At 55.1% G+C, this 16,748-nt stretch carries 15 protein-coding genes; 6 read left to right on the top strand and 9 right to left on the bottom strand.

What is annotated here, in order from left to right; translation table 11 throughout:
* The first annotated feature begins 181 nt into the window (after positions 1-181).
* Genes yihX through fabY form a run of 4 tightly spaced genes read left to right on the top strand, consistent with a single transcriptional unit; the run spans position 182 to position 3,092 of the window.
* Positions 182-778 carry a glucose-1-phosphatase gene (yihX, locus tag VI01_RS14610; RefSeq protein WP_038644008.1) on the top strand — a complete coding sequence of 199 codons (597 nt, stop codon included), beginning with the start codon at positions 182-184 and terminating at the stop codon, positions 776-778.
* Positions 779-1,651: a virulence factor BrkB family protein gene (locus tag VI01_RS14605; RefSeq protein WP_045815735.1), complete on the top strand. Its 873-nt coding sequence runs from the start codon at positions 779-781 to the stop codon at positions 1,649-1,651.
* Entirely contained in the window at positions 1,648-2,085 is a 438-nt protein-coding gene (gene dtd, locus VI01_RS14600; RefSeq protein ID WP_038644012.1) for a D-aminoacyl-tRNA deacylase, read from the top strand. Before VI01_RS14605 ends, dtd begins: the two co-directional genes overlap by 4 nt.
* Before the next feature lie 59 nt (positions 2,086-2,144).
* Positions 2,145-3,092, top strand: a complete 948-nt coding sequence (gene fabY, locus VI01_RS14595; protein WP_038644013.1) for a fatty acid biosynthesis protein FabY — start codon at positions 2,145-2,147, stop codon at positions 3,090-3,092.
* 129 nt (positions 3,093-3,221) lie between these two features.
* Here the strand turns inward: fabY and VI01_RS14590 are convergent, their stop codons facing one another.
* The 3 genes from VI01_RS14590 to VI01_RS14580 form a co-directional block, all read right to left on the bottom strand.
* Positions 3,222-4,901, bottom strand: coding sequence for an AsmA family protein (locus tag VI01_RS14590; RefSeq protein ID WP_038649774.1), 1,680 nt, complete (start codon positions 4,899-4,901; stop codon positions 3,222-3,224).
* A 122-nt stretch (positions 4,902-5,023) separates the two neighbouring features.
* Positions 5,024-6,400, bottom strand: coding sequence for an NCS2 family protein (locus VI01_RS14585; protein WP_045815734.1), 1,377 nt, complete (start codon positions 6,398-6,400; stop codon positions 5,024-5,026).
* A gap of 92 nt (positions 6,401-6,492) precedes the next feature.
* The gene (locus VI01_RS14580; protein ID WP_045815733.1) at positions 6,493-7,428 is read right to left on the bottom strand and encodes a zinc-binding alcohol dehydrogenase family protein; all 936 of its coding nucleotides are present in this window, start codon (positions 7,426-7,428) and stop codon (positions 6,493-6,495) included.
* A gap of 70 nt (positions 7,429-7,498) precedes the next feature.
* Between VI01_RS14580 and VI01_RS14575 the strand changes: the two genes are divergently transcribed.
* The gene (locus VI01_RS14575; RefSeq protein WP_045815732.1) at positions 7,499-7,975 is read left to right on the top strand and encodes a MarR family winged helix-turn-helix transcriptional regulator; all 477 of its coding nucleotides are present in this window, start codon (positions 7,499-7,501) and stop codon (positions 7,973-7,975) included.
* A gap of 52 nt (positions 7,976-8,027) precedes the next feature.
* On the opposite strand, the gene recG is transcribed toward VI01_RS14575, so the two are convergent.
* From recG to gmk, 5 genes are read right to left on the bottom strand one after another with little or no spacing between them, the layout of a single operon-like run.
* Complete coding sequence (gene recG, locus VI01_RS14570; protein ID WP_045815731.1) at positions 8,028-10,106, bottom strand: ATP-dependent DNA helicase RecG; 2,079 nt, start codon at positions 10,104-10,106, stop codon at positions 8,028-8,030.
* Positions 10,103-10,798 carry a tRNA (guanosine(18)-2'-O)-methyltransferase TrmH gene (gene trmH, locus VI01_RS14565; protein WP_034823857.1) on the bottom strand — a complete coding sequence of 232 codons (696 nt, stop codon included), beginning with the start codon at positions 10,796-10,798 and terminating at the stop codon, positions 10,103-10,105. The genes recG and trmH overlap by 4 nt, the downstream gene beginning before the upstream one ends.
* Positions 10,799-10,801: 3 nt before the next feature.
* Entirely contained in the window at positions 10,802-12,910 is a 2,109-nt protein-coding gene (spoT, locus tag VI01_RS14560) for a bifunctional GTP diphosphokinase/guanosine-3',5'-bis pyrophosphate 3'-pyrophosphohydrolase (protein ID WP_045815730.1), read from the bottom strand.
* 20 nt (positions 12,911-12,930) lie between these two features.
* On the bottom strand, positions 12,931-13,206 hold the full coding sequence (rpoZ, locus tag VI01_RS14555) for a DNA-directed RNA polymerase subunit omega (RefSeq protein ID WP_034823855.1): 276 nt from the start codon (positions 13,204-13,206) through the stop codon (positions 12,931-12,933).
* Positions 13,207-13,263: 57 nt separating this feature from the next.
* Entirely contained in the window at positions 13,264-13,887 is a 624-nt protein-coding gene (gene gmk / locus VI01_RS14550; protein WP_034823854.1) for a guanylate kinase, read from the bottom strand.
* 239 nt (positions 13,888-14,126) lie between these two features.
* On the opposite strand from gmk, the gene ligB reads away from it, so the two are divergent.
* Positions 14,127-15,869, top strand: coding sequence for an NAD-dependent DNA ligase LigB (ligB, locus tag VI01_RS14545; protein WP_045815729.1), 1,743 nt, complete (start codon positions 14,127-14,129; stop codon positions 15,867-15,869).
* On the opposite strand, the gene VI01_RS14540 is transcribed toward ligB, so the two are convergent.
* Positions 15,810-16,427, bottom strand: coding sequence for a trimeric intracellular cation channel family protein (locus VI01_RS14540; protein WP_038644022.1), 618 nt, complete (start codon positions 16,425-16,427; stop codon positions 15,810-15,812). The two genes, ligB and VI01_RS14540, sit on opposite strands and share 60 nt — an antisense overlap.
* Positions 16,428-16,748: the final 321 nt, after the last annotated feature.

Genomic DNA, 16,748 nt, shown 5'->3' with positions numbered 1-16,748 from the left:
GAAACAGTCTGATATTTAAGCCCCGCATCGCGGGGCTTTTTTGTGCCTGCAACCCGCTGCAACGCTCGCTTTGTGAAAGTTGTCCCCGATTCCAGAACGCTTATTTCCTCCTCATCGTACCTGTTCAGTAATGCTTTTTGCCGCTAGAGTGAATGATCCAGGGAATAGAAGGAGAGGCGTCATGCTGTACATCTTTGATTTAGGCAATGTGATTGTTGATATCGATTTTAATCGCGTGCTCGGCGTCTGGAGTGACCTGGGACGTGTGCCGCTGGCGACATTACAAAGTCGCTTCCAAATGGATGAAGCATTCGAGAAACACGAACGTGGTGAGATCAGCGATCCCGAGTTTGCGGCACGTATCTGTGATCAACTGGATATCGCCTTGAGCTATCCGCAATTCACCGCGGGCTGGCAGGCGGTGTTTGTCGGTGTGCGTCCGGAAACGCTGGCGATCATGAACACACTGCGCGCTAATGGCGAGCGTGTGGTGATCCTGTCCAACACCAATCAGTTGCACTTTGAGTTCTGGCCAACGCAATATCCGGAAGTGCAACAGGCAGCCGATCACGTCTATATGTCGCAAGACATAGGCATGCGCAAGCCTGAGGCGCGTATCTATCAATATGTGCTTGAGCACGAAGGCTATACCGCCGATCAGGCGGTGTTCTTTGATGATAATCGCGCCAACATTGATGCGGCCCGCGCTCTGGGGATTGAGAGCGTGCTGGTGGAAGACGCGAAAACTGTGCCGGACTGGTTCGCGAGCCGTCGCTGAGTGGTAACACGTAACCATTTGCGCCATTCGGCGCACGCGTTTTTCCTGTGGGTCAAACTGCTGTGGCGCCGCGTTGATGAAGACAACATGACGACGCAGGCCGGGAATCTGGCCTACGTCTCATTGCTGGCTTTGGTGCCGCTGATCGCCGTGGTGTTTGCGCTTTTTGCCGCTTTCCCGATGTTTTCGGAGATCAGCGTCCAGCTTAAACACTTCATCTTCAGCAATTTTATGCCGGCAGCCGGTGACGTTATCCAGCGCTACCTCGATCAGTTTGTGGCCAACGTCAATAAAATGACAGCGGTGGGGATTGTCGGATTGATCGTGACCGCGCTGTTGCTAATGCACTCGGTGGACAGCGCACTCAATGCGATTTGGCGCAGTACTAAACCACGGCCAATGGTTTACTCCTTTGCTGTCTACTGGATGATCCTGACGCTGGGCCCGATACTGGCCGGTGCCAGTCTGGCCATCAGCTCTTACTTGTTATCGCTGCGCTGGGTCAATGTCACTGGCGTGACCAGCCTTATCGATCAGGTATTACGAATCTTCCCTCTGGTGCTCGCTATCCTCGCGTTCTGGTTGCTCTACAGCATCGTCCCGACGCGCCGTGTGCCAACGCGTGATGCACTGGTCGGGGCGATTGTCGCCGGACTGCTGTTTGAGCTGGGCAAAAAAGGGTTTGCGCTCTATGTTACGATGTTCCCTTCGTATCAATTAATTTACGGCGTACTGGCAGTCATCCCGATTCTGTTTTTATGGGTTTACTGGACCTGGTGTATTGTGTTGTTAGGCGCGGAAATCACCGTCACCCTTGATGACTATCGCCAGCTAAAACAGCAGGAACGCGAAAAAGAACGAGAGGAAACATGATTGCTTTGATTCAGCGCGTCAGTCGCGCCAGCGTCGTGGTGGATGACGCGACGGTGGGTGAGATTGGCGCCGGTTTGCTGGTGTTGTTAGGTGTGGAGAAGGGCGATGACGAACAAAAGGCCCAGCGGTTGTCTGAACGTGTGCTGGGTTATCGCATCTTCGGTGATGAGAACGACAAAATGAACCTGAACGTACAGCAGGCCGGTGGCAGCGTGCTGGTGGTTTCGCAATTCACTCTTGCCGCCGACACCAACAAAGGCATGCGTCCCTCATTCTCAGGTGGTGCCGAACCGGCGGAAGCCGAACGTCTCTATTACCATTTCAGCGAGTGTTGCCGGGCACAGGGTGTGACCACGGCGAACGGTCGTTTTGCTGCCAACATGCAGGTTTCACTGGTGAATGATGGTCCAGTGACCTTCTGGTTGCAGGTGTGAGGTTTTCAGCCGAGCGGCCAGGGATCAGCCACGCAAGCTCCGAACGAGAGAATCACTTTATGTATCATCTTCGTGTGCCGCAAACGGCGGAAGAACTGGATACTTATTATCAGTTCCGCTGGGAAATGTTACGTAAGCCGCTGCGTCAGCCGCAGGGCTCTGAGCGTGATGCCTGGGATGCGCTGGCGCATCATCAGATGGTGGTCGATGAGCAGGGCGATCCTGTTGCGGTTGGCCGTCTCTATATCAATGCGGAAAACGAAGCGGCCATCCGCTTCCTGGCCGTACACCCTTCGGTGCAGGGCAAAGGATTAGGGACGCTGGTGGCGATGACGCTGGAATCCGTTGCGCGTCAGGAGGGGGCGAAGCGTGTGACCTGTAGCGCGCGTGAAGACGCCGTGGAGTTCTTCGCCAAGCTGGGCTATGTCAATCAGGGTGAAATCACCGCGCCACAAACCACGCCGGTGCGCCATTTCCTGATGATCAAACCGGTGGTGACACTGGATGATATCCTGCACCGCGCTGACTGGTGTGGTCAGTTGCAGCAGGCCTGGTACGAGCATATTCCGCTCAGTGAGAAAATGGGCGTGCGCATTCTGCAATATACCGGGCAGAAGTTCGTTACTACCATGCCAGAAACCGGCAACCAGAACCCGCATCACACGTTATTCGCTGGCAGCTTGTTCTCACTGGCTACGCTCACAGGCTGGGGGCTGATTTGGCTATTACTGCGCGAGCGGCATCTCGGCGGCACTATCATCCTTGCCGATGCTCATATTCGTTACAGTAAGCCCATTAGTGGACGTCCGGGTGCGATTGCCGACCTGGGATCACTGAGTGGCGACCTTGACCGTCTGGCGCGTGGTCGTAAAGCGCGCGTGCAGATGGAAGTGGAACTGTTTGGTGATGATGAGCTGGGTGCGGTGTTTGAAGGGGTTTATATCGTACTGCCAGCCGATGCAGATGGTGCATTAGAAGAGGGTGGCTCGGGTGCACGCATTAATTAATGCGTGCAGATTACGTTGTAGCCATCTTCAACCTCAATCGGTAGCAGCGTGAAGAATGGCGCATCGGTGAGCGACAGGTTGTCGCTACTGATACGCGGCATTCCTCGCACCGCAGCCTTTTCTGAAAACCTATTGAACCTGACCCGCATGCATCGTCTGCTGCACCGATTGCGTATCGGTGGTCACTGACACATTCCCCTCAACGCTTTGGCGCAATGGCGCGGCAGCACTCAATGAACCTTTCACCTGCAGCAAAAGATTACTGTTGCCGCTAAGAGGCAACGCAGGCCAGCCCCAGTTTTGCAACACATTGGCTGGCACCGCCTGACCTTTGAGATTCAGTGTCAATGGGCGCTGTGCATCCTGCCCAACGCTCGCGGTGCCCTCCAGCAAACCATTGCCGTTAAAGGCGCTCATTTCTGTCACCTGAATTTGCTGATCGTTAGCATTAAAGGCAATGGAAGGATGGCGCAGATCGGTGCGATTAAACGTTGCTTCCGCCGCGTTAAAGCTCGCTTTACCGCCCCAGATTCCCCACTGATGCTGGCGTGCCAGTAGCAGGTTATCGGCGTTACCATCCAGCGCGGTCATCTGGAATGGGAAAGCAGGGTTGATGTCGATCACCAGATTTCGATTGGCCGTAGCGTGTGTCACCAGCACGCTATCCAGCCATGATGGCAATGCTTGCTGCCAGCGATCGCGCCAGTTCTGCGGTAAGGTATATTCCAGCCCGGCAATGGCTAAATCATTCAGCGTCAGGCGTTTATCGCTGCGCGTCCAGTTGCCGCTGGCACGGATCACGCCATTGGCCCAACGTGAACTGAACTGGGCCAACTCAATGCCCTGCGCCGAGAAGTTGGCATTCACAATCGGATCGTTAAGCTCAAAGCCACCATTAATGAAGTTACCGGCATTCATCGACAGAGAGCCATCATCGCTTTGCCAGTCATCTCCACGCAGCGTGATGTTCTTCAGGGTTAAATCGAGGTCGGTGACAGCCCAATCCGGCCCTTGCAGTCGCGCATCGGTCATATCCAGGCGATTGATGCTCACTGACGGCACGTCGCGCAGCGGATTGAGGAAATCACTCAGATTTTGATGGGTCTGCAGGCGGATATCGTTAAGACGTAGCTGATCAATCTTCCAGTTACCCTGCGTGTCGCGCTCGGCGTTGCCGGTCATCGAACCACGCGCGAGATCGGCCCCAATATTGCTGAATATCATGCGGTGCTGCTTCACACTTCCCTGCAGCAGCACATTGTTGCCCGGAACACCATTCAGCGTCAGCTTGCCTGCACTCATCTGGAACTGTGCATCGCTGCCCAGCATATCCGTCGGGGTCGGTTTCCACGGGATAATTCCGCCATTAACCCGTTCAGCGATCATCGGCAGCATGCTGTGCGGGCTATCAATGCGCACGTTATTCAGTTGCAGGCGATTGGCCTGGATAGGCAGCGTGGTATCGGGCGTCTGATTCGCGAGGTTAATCTCGCCATCACGCACGTCGATGCTATCAAAATGCAGCCAGTCACTGAATTGCACCAGTGCCAGTCCGAGGTCGACGCGCTTGGCCACCAACACCGCTGGCTGACCATCGTGCCCAAAGCTGAAATCATCCAGCATGATGTGCGAGGGAGAAGAAAAGTTATGCTCAATCTTGCTGAGGGAGAGATGCCAGGCGGTCTTGTCACTTACCCAACGGCTAAACCAACCTGCGCCCCACTGGGTCTGCAGCAAGACATACAGGACAACCAGCCCCAGCAGAATCAGCAGCAGTAAGGTAAGGAAAAACTTGCCTAAAAATTTCATCGCATCCATCCATCCCGATATTTATCCGGTAAGAGGTTGTTATGCCTGAATTACCGTTACAGCTCAACAGCCTGGATGTAAAAGCGGATAAATAACAGGCAGGCCGTAGCCTGCCTTAAGGGTTACTTTTCCTGTGGAAAGACGAGGTTAAGCACGATTGCGGTGATACCACCGGCAGCAATGCCTGAGGAGAGCAGGGTTTTCAGCCAGTCCGGGGCGAATTGCAAAATCAGCGGTTGCTGTGAAACACCCAGGCCAACGGCCAGCGACAGTGCGATGATCATAATGGCGCGACGGTTCAGCGGCTCGCGCGAAACGATGCGTACACCCGATGCCGCAATCGTGCCAAACATCACGATGGTGGCACCACCCAGCACTGGCTCAGGAATGTGCTGCACAAAACCACTCACCGCCGGGAACAGACCGAGCACAATCAGCATCAGCGCCACGACAAAACCCACATAACGGCTGGCAACGCCGGTCAGCTGAATCACGCCGTTGTTCTGCCCGAAGCAGGAGTTCGGAAACGTATTGAACAATGCGGATACAAATGAGTTGAGGCCGTTAGCCAGCACGCCGCCTTTCAAGCGCTTCATATACAGCGGACCACTCACCGGTTGTTCTGACACATCCGAGGTGGCAGTAATATCGCCAATGGTTTCCAGTGAGGTCACCATAAACACCAGCATCAGCGGGATCAGCAGGTTCCAGTCAAAACCGAGGCCGTAATATAGCGGTGTTGGTACCGCCACCAGTGGTTGATCGGTGGGCGCGCTGGTGGCAGGTAACATATCCAGCGCCCATGCCAATCCGTAACCGACCGCCATGGCGATCACCAGTGAGGCCACACGCAGGTAGGGATTGCGCTGACGGTTAAGCAGGATAATCACCACCAATACCGCGCCAGCCAGCAGCAGATTTTTTGGCGCGCCGAAAGAGTGATCGCTCATTGCCGCGAAGCCGCCGCCAATCGAGGTCAGGCCAACCTGAATCAGTGACAGGCCAATAATCATCACCACAATGCCGGAAACCAGCGGTGTAATAATACGGCGAGCCAGATGCAGGACGCGTGACAGCACCATTTCGGTACAAGAGGCCACCATCAACGTACCGAACAGCGCGGCCATCATGGTCGGAACATCGGCACCGCCATTTTTCAGCGCCATGCCGCCCATAATCAGCGGTGTCACAAAGTTAAAGCTGGTGCCCTGAATCGACAGTAAACCAGAACCAACTGGTCCCCAGGTTTTGATTTGCAGGATTGAAGCCACACCCGATGCAAACAGCGACATGCTGATAATGTGTTGCGTATCCTGAGCCGGTAAACCCAGCGCCTGGCAAATCAATAGCGCAGGAGTGATGACCGCGACAAACATCGCCAGCAGATGCTGACAGGCCGCAAAGAGGGTTTGCGGTAGCGGTGGACGGTCTTCGAGGCGGTAAATCAGTTCACTCTGTGGACGGGCTGACTGATGAGATTCAGCAGTATTAACGGACATGGTGCGCGTTCTCAATGACAACAAAGGGGCGATTTTAAACGGTTGCGGTGTGAAAGCAATCGTTTGCAATGCCCCTTTTCACTTGCATTGATTTAAAGCGTAAACACGGTACGACTACGGCTATCATCTTCCTGCCAGGCCTGAGCCACTTCACTCAACGGACGCATCTGGAAAGCGACCGAAAAATCACTCTCTGCCGCGGCATTCAACATTTCGCTGATACAGGCAATCAGCTCCGCATCGGATACGCTACCCAGCCCGCTGCCCATTAATGTCAGACCAGATGAGCGCAACAGCTTGCTGTGCAGGGTGATCTCCTGGCCACTCAGCGAGCCGATTTGCACGAAGCGCACCGCTTTCTCTCCCCCCGCAACAGCCGCCTGCATGATATCAAGTGCACTCTGGCCCCACAGGTAATCCAGCACAATATCGATGCCTTCTTTCATCAGTGCGGGCAGTGCGCCGGGCAACTCATCCAGCGTCAGGGTATTGTCCGCGCCTTGGGCACGCAATTGATCCAGTACTTCACGATTGCGTCCGGTGGCGATGATTTTGCCTGCGCCGAGATGCCGAGCTATTCGCACTGCTAATCCACCTGAGGTGCCGGTGGCGCCATTGATCAACACGGTTTCACCCGGCTGCAACTGCGCCCGGCGCGTCAACGCTGCCCAGGAGGACATGCCCGGATTGGCGATGGCGGCAGCCAGCACCGGATCGAGCGAAGCGGGCAGTGGCACAATGGCCGCGGCGGGAACCTGCGTTCTTTCCGCCATGCTGCCCCAGGGCGCATTAAAGGCGAGAAAATAGACCGGATCGCCATTGCTGAGCGTACCGGTACCGTCAATGCCGGTGATAAAAGGATAATGTGTGGTGGCGCTGTAGTGTTTGCCAGAAGCGCGTGCCTTCGCCAGTTGACTGACGGCAGCCGCTTTAACGCTGACAACCACATGCTGTTCATCGGCTTGCGGTTCGGGAAAATCACCGTAAACCGGCTGTTCGCCCGCTGTGGAAACGATAGCTGCTTTCATGCTTTCTCCTTCAGATAATCGGAAATTATGTGTAATATGCACAAATTAGTTCTGCCTCGGGATAACGTCAATGAAAAGTGTGCAAAATACACATAATAATGCAGAGTTCGACGATCTGCATAATGCACTGCTGATGATTGTGGGTACTTTTAATCGCCCGCAACGTGATGAATTACTAATAAAAGAGTCCAATATTCAACTCGATCGTGCGTTATTTCCGCTGCTGATCCAGATTGGCCGCTTTGGACCGATTGGCGTGGTGGAACTGGCAGAGCGCGCCGGACGCGATTACACCACGGTGAGCCGTCAGGTGGCGAAACTGGAAGAGCTGGGGTTAGCGCAACGACAGAAAAATGCCAAAGACAAACGCGTCAACGAAGCAGTCATTACCGCCACTGGCAAAGCGATGACGGATAAAATCGATGCCGCACGGGCGCAGATTTATCAGCATCTGTTTGAGAACTGGCAGGATAGCGAGCGCACCGAGCTGACGCGTCTGTTGCAGAAATTTGTCGGGGATTTTATGGCGATCGATCGTAGCGAGTAAGGGTGGGCATCGTGTCGTGTTGGCTCTTCAGCACGCCGTCTTTTGCCCACTTTTAAGCGTTGCTGTAGCGCTCGGTCTCTGGCAGCCAGCGTTCAATCAACGCCTGCGCCTGTTCTGGATAGTGCTGGTGGATATGGCGCGCCACGCGTTGCACTTCCGGGATCATGCCCTGATCGCGCAGTAAGTCTGCGACCTTAAACTCTGCATTACCGGTCTGGCGCGTACCCAGTAATTCACCGGGACCGCGAATTTCCAGGTCGTGCTGAGCGATGACGAAGCCATCGTTGCTGTCGCGCAGTACCTGCAAACGCTTCTGCGCGGTTTTGCTGAGCGGCGCTTTGTACAGCAGCACACAATGCGAGGCGACTGCGCCACGGCCCACGCGGCCACGCAGCTGATGCAGCTGAGCCAGGCCCAAACGTTCCGGGTTTTCGATGATCATCAGGCTGGCGTTGGGCACGTCTACCCCGACTTCAATCACCGTCGTTGCGACCAGTAACTGAATCTCGTTGGCTTTGAAGGCCGCCATCACCGCCTGTTTCTCTGCCGGTTTCATGCGGCCGTGCACCAGCCCAACCTGCAAGCCAGGCAGCGCAAGTTTCAACTCTTCCCAGGTGGCTTCCGCCGCTTGTGCTTCCAGTACATCTGACTCTTCAATCAGCGTGCAGACCCAGTAAGCCTGGCGACCTTCATGGCAGGCGTTTTTCACCCGCTCAATAATATCGCCGCGGCGACTGTCAGGAATGGCCACCGTGGTGACCGGTGTGCGGCCAGGCGGTAATTCGTCGATGGTGGAGGTATCGAGATCGGCATAGGCGGTCATCGCCAGGGTACGCGGAATCGGCGTGGCGGTCATAATCAGCTGATGCGGATGGAAACCCTGCTCTTCGCCTTTTTCCCACAGCGCAAGACGTTGATGAACGCCGAAGCGGTGTTGCTCATCAATGATCACCAGCGCCATGCCGTTGAATTTCACCTGTTCCTGGAACAGTGCATGCGTGCCGACCACCATCGCTACCTGTCCGCTGGCAATCGCCTCCTGCTGGGCTTCACGTGCTTTGCCTTTTTGCTTACCAGCCAGCCAACCCACTTCAATGCCCAGCGGCGCAAACCACTGGCGGAAATTGTTGGCATGCTGCTCGGCCAGCAGTTCAGTCGGCGCCATCAGCGCCACCTGTTTGCCATGCGCGATGACAACAAGCGCCGCCAGCGCAGCGACCAGCGTTTTGCCCGATCCGACATCACCCTGCACCAGACGCATCATCGGGAAGTCGTTGGCTAAATCGCGTTCGATCTCCTCAACCACGCGTTTTTGCGCGCCGGTGGGTGAGAAGGGCAGCGCGGCCAGCAATTGATTCACCAGATTATGCTTAGCAGGCATCGGCAACGCATGATGACGTTGGGCACCGGCACGAACCGCCAGCATGCTGAGGTTGTGCGCCAGCAGCTCTTCAAGGATTAAGCGCTTTTGTGCGGGATGGCGACCGGTTTCCAGTTCGCTCAGACGTAAATCGGGCGGCGGACGATGCAGCGTGCGCAGGGCATCCGGCAAACTCATCAAGCCACCGCTCAGTTCTGACGGCAGCAGTTCGGCAATCGGGCAACTTTCCAGCAACGTCAGCGCTTGATCGGTGAGATTGCGCAGCGTGGCCTGACGAATGCCTTCAGTGGTGGGATAGACCGGTGTCAGGGTTTCCTGTAGCTCGACGCCGCCCTGTTCGCCCTGCACGCGATACTCGGGATGAATAATTTCAGCACCGCGCTGGCCACGTTTGATTTCACCATAAGCGGTGACGCGGCGGCCTGGCGCCAGACTGTTTTTCATCCCGGCATTGAAATTGAAGAAGCGCATGGTCAGCACGCCGCTGCCATCACTGATCTGGCACACCAGCATGCGGCGGCGGCCAAACGTGATCTCACTGTGCAGCACTTCACCTTCCACCGTGGACCAGACGCCCGGCAGCAGGTCATTAATCTTGTAGAGTTGGGTGCGATCTTCGTAGCGCAGCGGCAGATGCAGCAGCAAATCCTGAATGGTGAACAGGCTGAGTTTAGCCAGTTTTCCCGCCTGACTGGCGCCGACGCCGGTCAGGGTACTGAGCGGTATGGCATCCAGCAGACGGCCTTTCATTTTTTACCTGTGGATTGCATGGTGGCCCACCAGTCGGCATCGGCTTCCACCTCGCCCTGGGCGTTGATATGCGGATAAGGCAGACCTTTTTGCTTCGCCACGCGGGCAAGCACCGGATAACCGCCTTCAAACAGCAAACGCTGCTGTTCATCGGCATCAAGCAGGCTGTGCTGACGTTTGTACATGCCCGCGTTCTGCCGTTGACGCTGCGCTTCATACAGAATCAGCGCGGAGGCAACGGACACGTTGAGCGACTGCACCATGCCGACCATGGGCACAATGATGTCCTGATCGGCGAGCGCCAGCGCTTCAGCGGTGATGCCGGTTTTTTCCTGCCCCATCAGAATGCAGGTTGGTTTGGTGTAATCAATCTCGCGGAAATCCACCGCATTCGCCGACAGATTGGTGGCCAGCACCTGCATGCCTTGATCTTTCAGGTGACGCACGGCTTCCGCGATATGACGATGCGTCTGCACTTTCACCCAACTGTTGCTGCCCGCTGAAGCAGACACCATGGTGCGCATGCGCACGCTAGGCCAGACGGCGTGCACTTCATGGATGCCGACCGCGTCAGCAGTACGAATCACCGCCGAGACATTATGCGGCTTATGGACCTGCTCCATGCAGACGGTGAGGTCGTGCTGGCGCATGGCCAGCATTTCCTGGATACGAGCAAAACGTTGAGCGTTCATGCACTAATTACGGTTACGGTGAACTTTAATCACATCTGGCATCACGCGGATTTTACGCATAATGTTGGCCAGATGGACGCGATCGTTCGCGGTGAGGCGGATAAAGGCGCTGTAAACACGACCGTCGCGCTCTTCCGTGTTAAGACTTTGGATGTTGGATCCCGCGGTGTTGATCGCCGCCGTCAGGTTCGCCAGTGCGCCCTGATGGTTGAACATATCTACCTTAATTTCCGCAACGAACTCCTGATCGATAACTTTATCCCACTCAACCGGCATAAACTTCTCGGGCTCTTTCTGATAGCCACGGATGTTACGACAGGATTCGTGGTGCACCACCAGGCCTTTGCCCGGGCTGACGTGCGCAACAATCGGATCGCCAGGAATCGGACGACAGCACTTGGCAAAGGTAATCAATACGCCATCAGCACCTTTGATCGGCAGCTTTTTGCGTTTGCTGTTGCTTTGCGGCTGCTCAGCACCCGACTGCAGCAGGTTTTTCGCCACGACCACGCTCATGGCGTTGCCGAGGCCGATCTCTGCCAGCAGATCGTCAATGCTGGTCAGCTTCATGCGTTCCAGCTCGTGCTGGATATTCTCCGCCGGAATTTCCGCCAGTTTTTTGCTGCCGCCGAGCGCATGGCTCAACAGGCGACGGCCAAGGTTAACGGAGTCTTCGCGTTTCAGGTTTTTCAGCAGCTGACGAATCTTGGCGCGCGCTTTTGAACTCACCACAAAGTTAAGCCACGCCGCATTCGGGCGTGCGCCTGGCGCGGTGATAATTTCAATGGTTTGGCCGCTGGTTAGCGATTGCGACAGCGGATAAGGCTGGCGATCGACGCGTGCACCGACACAGGCATGGCCAATATCGGTGTGCACGGCGTAAGCGAAGTCTACCGGCGTGGCACCAGCAGGCAGTTCGACGATGCGTCCTTCCGGCGTGAAGACGTAGATCTCATCCGGGAAGAGATCGGATTTCACGCTCTCGATAAATTCAAACGAGCTACCGGCGCTTTGCTGCAGCTCCAGCAGGCTTTGCAGCCAGCGCTGGGCGCGAATCTGTGCGGTCGTGCCGCTTTCACCGGCCTCTTTATAAGCCCAGTGTGCCGCTACCCCCATCTCCGCCATCTGATCCATATCTTCGGTACGGATTTGCACTTCAACGGGCACGCCGTGCGGACCAATCATTGATGTATGCAGTGATTGATAGCCGTTGGCCTTGGGAATCGCGATGTAATCTTTGACGCGTCCAGGACGCGGTTTGTAAAGGCTGTGCATCTGACCGAGCACGCGATAACAGGTATCCAGGTCTTTCACGATAACGCGAAAGGCATAAATATCCATGATCGAGTGGAATCGCTGCTCTTTCAGGTGCATTTTGCGGTAGATCGAATAGAGATGCTTCTCGCGACCACTGACACGGCAGGGAATGCCTGCTTCCTGTAAGCGCCCATCGATTTCAGAAAGGATCTTCTGAATCATCTCTTTACGATTACCGCGTGCCGCTTTCACCACCTCTTTTATCACGCGGAAACGATTTGGATAGAGGGCTTCAAAGCCGAGTTCTTCCAACTCTGTTTTCAGGTGATGAATACCAAGGCGGTGCGCCAGAGGACTGTAAATCTCCAGCGTTTCCAGTGCGATACGACGTTTCTTATCCGGTCGTAACGCACCGAGCGTGCGCATATTGTGCGTGCGGTCAGCCAGCTTGATCAGAATGACGCGGATATCCTGCACCATCGCCATGATCATTTTGCGGAAGTTTTCAGCCTGCGCTTCTTTCTTGTCGCGGAACTTCAGCTTGTCGAGTTTCGACACGCCTTCCACCAGTTCGGCCACGCTTTTGCCAAACAGCTGTTCCATATCCTGGTAAGTGGCGGGTGTATCTTCGATCACGTCATGCAGCAGCGCTGCCATCAGCGTTTCATGGTCGAGTTTCATCTCGGCCAGAATGCAGGCAACGGCAACAGGATGGGTGATGTAAGGTTCACCGCTGGAGCGTGTCTGACCCTCGTGGGCATCACGCGCGACGAGATAAGCTTGCTTGAGGCGCTTGATTTGCTCCTCAGGCAAGTATTTTTCAATCAGTTGATTGAGGCTTTCAAACAGATACAAGGTTGACCTGCGAAGTGCTGTTAACGACGACCTTCAGCGATAGCGGTAACGGCTTGTAACTCAGCGGCTTCCTGCTCTTGCTGCTCCTGACGATCACGCACATCCAGAATCTGGGTAGTGATCAGGCCTTCTTCGATTTCGCGCAGGGCGATAACGGTGGCTTTATCGTTCTCTTCCGGAACCAGCGGATCTTTACCGCCTACCTGCATCTGACGTGCACGACGTGCAGCGACCAACACCAGGTCAAAACGGTTACCAATTTTCTCTACTGCGTCCTGAACGGTTACGCGTGCCATAGGTGTGCTACTCCACAGATGATGAAGAAATGACTGGGCATAATACTGAAAGTGACTTCAGACTGCCAATAGTTTGCTGATTAAAGCATCATGTCGCGATTTTTGGCGACTCATACGCAGACGTTCTGCGCGAATAATGTGTTTCAGGTCGGTCAGTGCCAGGTCGAAATCATCATTCACGATCAGATAGTCGTATTCAGCGTAATGACTCATTTCCGCCACGGCCTGAGCCATACGGCGGGCGATAACCTCTTCGCTATCCTGACCACGGCCACGCAGGCGACGATCTAACTCTTCAGTCGACGGCGGCAACACAAAAATGCTGCGTGCGGCAGGCATTTTCTGACGAATTTGCTGAGCACCTTGCCAGTCGATATCCAGAAATACATCGACACCGGTCGCCAGCACGCGCTCAATCGCGGCGCGCGAGGTACCGTAGTAATTGCCAAACACTTCCGCATGTTCGAGGAAGTCTTCAGCGGCAATCATGGTCTCAAATTCGGGCTTGGAGACAAAGAAATAGTGTTCACCATGAACTTCACCGGGACGCACGCCGCGAGTGGTATGGGAAACAGACACCTGCGTATCGTACAGCGGCTGTGTCTTCAATAAAGCCTGAATCAGACTGGATTTACCCGCGCCACTGGGGGCGGAAACAATATAAAGCGTGCCTTGAGCCATGGTTATCTTGAATTGAGTAAAGAGCGGAGTCGATTTCCTGCACAGTATACACGGCTTAACGGTGCCACGCAGCGTTTGCCGTTGGGCTAAGGTAATTCTTTTTCTGTGAACCCGCGCCAGACAACGCGGTAAGCCGCTGCAAACGGCTTAAAAACCCGGGAATACGTTTGCTCTTTATCACCTTCAGCACTGGTCATTGACCTCATCGCACTCTCCAATAGACAAAAAGGAGAGCAACGATGAAAGGATGGTGGTGGCTGTGTTGCTGGTTTTTCACTGCGGTTTGCGGGGCTGAAGCGCTGTGCCCTAACTGGTCACCGGTGCGCGCCGAACAAGAGATGGTTCAATTACATAGCCAGCTACGGCACTGGGATGATGCCTACTATCGCAAGGGCTCGAGTCTGGTTAGCGATGGGGACTATGACAGCCTGCAGCAACGCTTACTGCATTGGCAGCGCTGCTTCACGCCGGATCAACGGGCTTATCAAGCACAGCCCACAACGGACGGTAGTACTCGACATCCGGTGGCACACACAGGGGTACGGAAACTGCGTGACAAGCTGGCAGTGGCTTACTGGATGCAGGATAAATCGCCACTGTGGATACAGCCGAAAGTTGATGGCGTAGCGGTAACGCTGGTGTATCGACGCGGGCAATTGGTTTCTCTGGTGAGTCGCGGCGATGGCCTGCGTGGGGAAGAGTGGGTAAGCAAAGCCCATCATATTCCGGCAATTCCACCGCACATCGACACCGACCGTGAAGAGGTGGTGCTGCAAGGTGAGCTGTTTCTGCTTATGACCGATCACCAGCAAGCACGTGACGGAGGGCGAAACGCCAGAGCGCAGGTGGCGGGTGCGATGATGCGTCATGAAGCTTCCCCGCTGCTGGCAGATCTTGGTATTTTTATCTGGGCATGGCCCGATGGTCCAATTCAGATGCCCGCTCGACTGGCGCAGTTATCACGCTGGGGATTCGGTTTGGCGCAGGACTGGAGCCGCCCAATCGAGAACGAAGAGGAGGCGGAGGTGTGGCGCGATCGCTGGTTCCGTGCATCTTTGCCGTTCGTCACCGATGGCGTTGTGATCCATCAATCACCCGTCGGTGCCGGGCGGGACTGGCAGCCTGGTCAGGGACACTGGTCCGCCGCGTGGAAATATCAGCCGGTTGAAGTCAGCAGTGAAGTGCTGTCCGTGGATTTCAATGTAGGGCGCACAGGGAAAATTGCCGTGGTGCTGAACCTCATTCCCGTTCAGCTGGATGATAAAACCGTGCGCAGAGTGAATCTTGGATCGCTGCGGCGATGGCGGGAGCTGGATGTCATCGCAGGTGATCAAGTGATAGTCACGTTAGCCGGTCAGGGTATTCCTCGCTTAGAGCGAGTAATTTGGCGGGTGAGAGGGCGCGATTATCCTTTAACACCGCAGCAGGGCGAATTTAATCCGCTGTCTTGTTTGCACTTCAACCAGGATTGCCGGCTGCAGTTTTTATCACGCCTCAGCTGGCTCAGTCAGAAATCGGTGCTGAACATCCCTGGCGTGCAACGGAGTAGCTGGCAGCGGTTACTGAACAGTGGCGTGATCACCCATCTTTTCTCCTGGCTGACGTTAACGCCAGAAGAGGTCGCGCACGACAGCGGGATGTCCTTTGCGCGGGCACAACAGATTTGGCAACGTTTCCAACAGACACGTCAGCAACCCTTTCGGCGCTGGGTGAGCGCATTAGGTCTACCGCTTCCCCGTTCCGCGTTGCAGGCCTTACCGGATAACGACTGGACAGCGTTACTGGCTCGCTCGACAGAAGAGTGGCAGCAGTTACCCGGCATCGGGCGCACGCTGGCAGAGCGGATTGTGACCATGCTGCAGGATGAGGAGTTACAGCAACTTATTCGCTTTTTACAGCAGCAGGAAATTCCTGCTGCACCTTCAATGCTCGGGGTGGGGATAGTTGAAGATCGGCAGGCCAAGGCGGAAGCGCAGCGCTAATAAACGGCCAATGAAGCCGGCCAGCAGCGTAATGATCACCACGGCTTCATGGGGAAGCGGCGTTTTGAGCAGCAGAATGTAGAGCCAACCTGCGGCAAATGCGATACCGGCATAGAGCTCTTTTTGGAATACCAGCGGGATGCGATTGCAGAACATATCACGCAGCACGCCACCAAAAACCCCCGTGATCACGGCGGCAATAGCGGCAATGATCGAGGCATGACCAGAATCCAGCGCGACCTGCGCGCCAATAATGGAGAACACCACCAGGCCAAGCGCATCCAGTACCAGAAACACTTTACGCAGATGATTCATTAAAGGGGCAACAAAAGTGGTCACCACCGCAGCGGCGGCCACTATCATGATGTACTCCGGGTTTTTAACCCAACTCAACGGATAATGCCCGAGCAAGATGTCACGCACCGAGCCGCCTCCGATTGCAGTGACGGACGCAATGATGATGACGCCAAACAGGTCCATTTTGCGGCGACCAGCGGCCAGCGCACCGGTCATAGCTTCGGCGGTGATACCAATAATGTAGAGAACGGTTAATAACATAGAGCACTCCAAAAGATCGGCGGCCAGCCTAAAGATTTCCTCAGCTATCGACCACTGAGTATTTCTAAAGCAGACGTCATCGGATTAGCTGTTTTGATGCCGCACATGCTAACAGGCTTAACCCGCTTGATAAATCAGGAGTGCGTTATGCTTTCGCATTAAAAAATGTGATGTGATCCATGTGATCGTGCAGGTCTGAGAGGTAAGAGGACGGGGAAGAAGAGATGTTAACCGTATCAAAAAAGAAAAAAGCGTGCTGGCGACCAGCACGCGAACGCATCTTCTCAGATGCCCAGAGCCCACCATACAGACTTGTTTTTA

This window comes from Pantoea sp. SM3 (genome assembly GCF_000963995.1).
Classification (GTDB): domain Bacteria; phylum Pseudomonadota; class Gammaproteobacteria; order Enterobacterales; family Enterobacteriaceae; genus Pantoea; species Pantoea rwandensis_B.
Note: the sequence above shows the minus strand (reverse complement) of the source record. Positions and strands in the feature narration are given on the sequence as shown.

Excerpts from the sequence above, each read along its gene's own strand:
- yihX (WP_038644008.1), top strand. The coding sequence starts at position 182 with ATGCTGTACATCTTTGATTTAGGCAATGTGATTGTTGATATCGATTTT.
- dtd (WP_038644012.1), top strand. The coding sequence starts at position 1,648 with ATGATTGCTTTGATTCAGCGCGTCAGTCGCGCCAGCGTCGTGGTGGAT.
- fabY (WP_038644013.1), top strand. The coding sequence starts at position 2,145 with ATGTATCATCTTCGTGTGCCGCAAACGGCGGAAGAACTGGATACTTAT.
- VI01_RS14590 (WP_038649774.1), bottom strand. The coding sequence starts at position 4,901 with ATGAAATTTTTAGGCAAGTTTTTCCTTACCTTACTGCTGCTGATTCTG.
- VI01_RS14585 (WP_045815734.1), bottom strand. The coding sequence starts at position 6,400 with ATGTCCGTTAATACTGCTGAATCTCATCAGTCAGCCCGTCCACAGAGT.
- VI01_RS14580 (WP_045815733.1), bottom strand. The coding sequence starts at position 7,428 with ATGAAAGCAGCTATCGTTTCCACAGCGGGCGAACAGCCGGTTTACGGT.
- VI01_RS14575 (WP_045815732.1), top strand. The coding sequence starts at position 7,499 with ATGAAAAGTGTGCAAAATACACATAATAATGCAGAGTTCGACGATCTG.
- recG (WP_045815731.1), bottom strand. The coding sequence starts at position 10,106 with ATGAAAGGCCGTCTGCTGGATGCCATACCGCTCAGTACCCTGACCGGC.
- trmH (WP_034823857.1), bottom strand. The coding sequence starts at position 10,798 with ATGAACGCTCAACGTTTTGCTCGTATCCAGGAAATGCTGGCCATGCGC.
- rpoZ (WP_034823855.1), bottom strand. The coding sequence starts at position 13,206 with ATGGCACGCGTAACCGTTCAGGACGCAGTAGAGAAAATTGGTAACCGT.
- gmk (WP_034823854.1), bottom strand. The coding sequence starts at position 13,887 with ATGGCTCAAGGCACGCTTTATATTGTTTCCGCCCCCAGTGGCGCGGGT.
- ligB (WP_045815729.1), top strand. The coding sequence starts at position 14,127 with ATGAAAGGATGGTGGTGGCTGTGTTGCTGGTTTTTCACTGCGGTTTGC.
- VI01_RS14540 (WP_038644022.1), bottom strand. The coding sequence starts at position 16,427 with ATGTTATTAACCGTTCTCTACATTATTGGTATCACCGCCGAAGCTATG.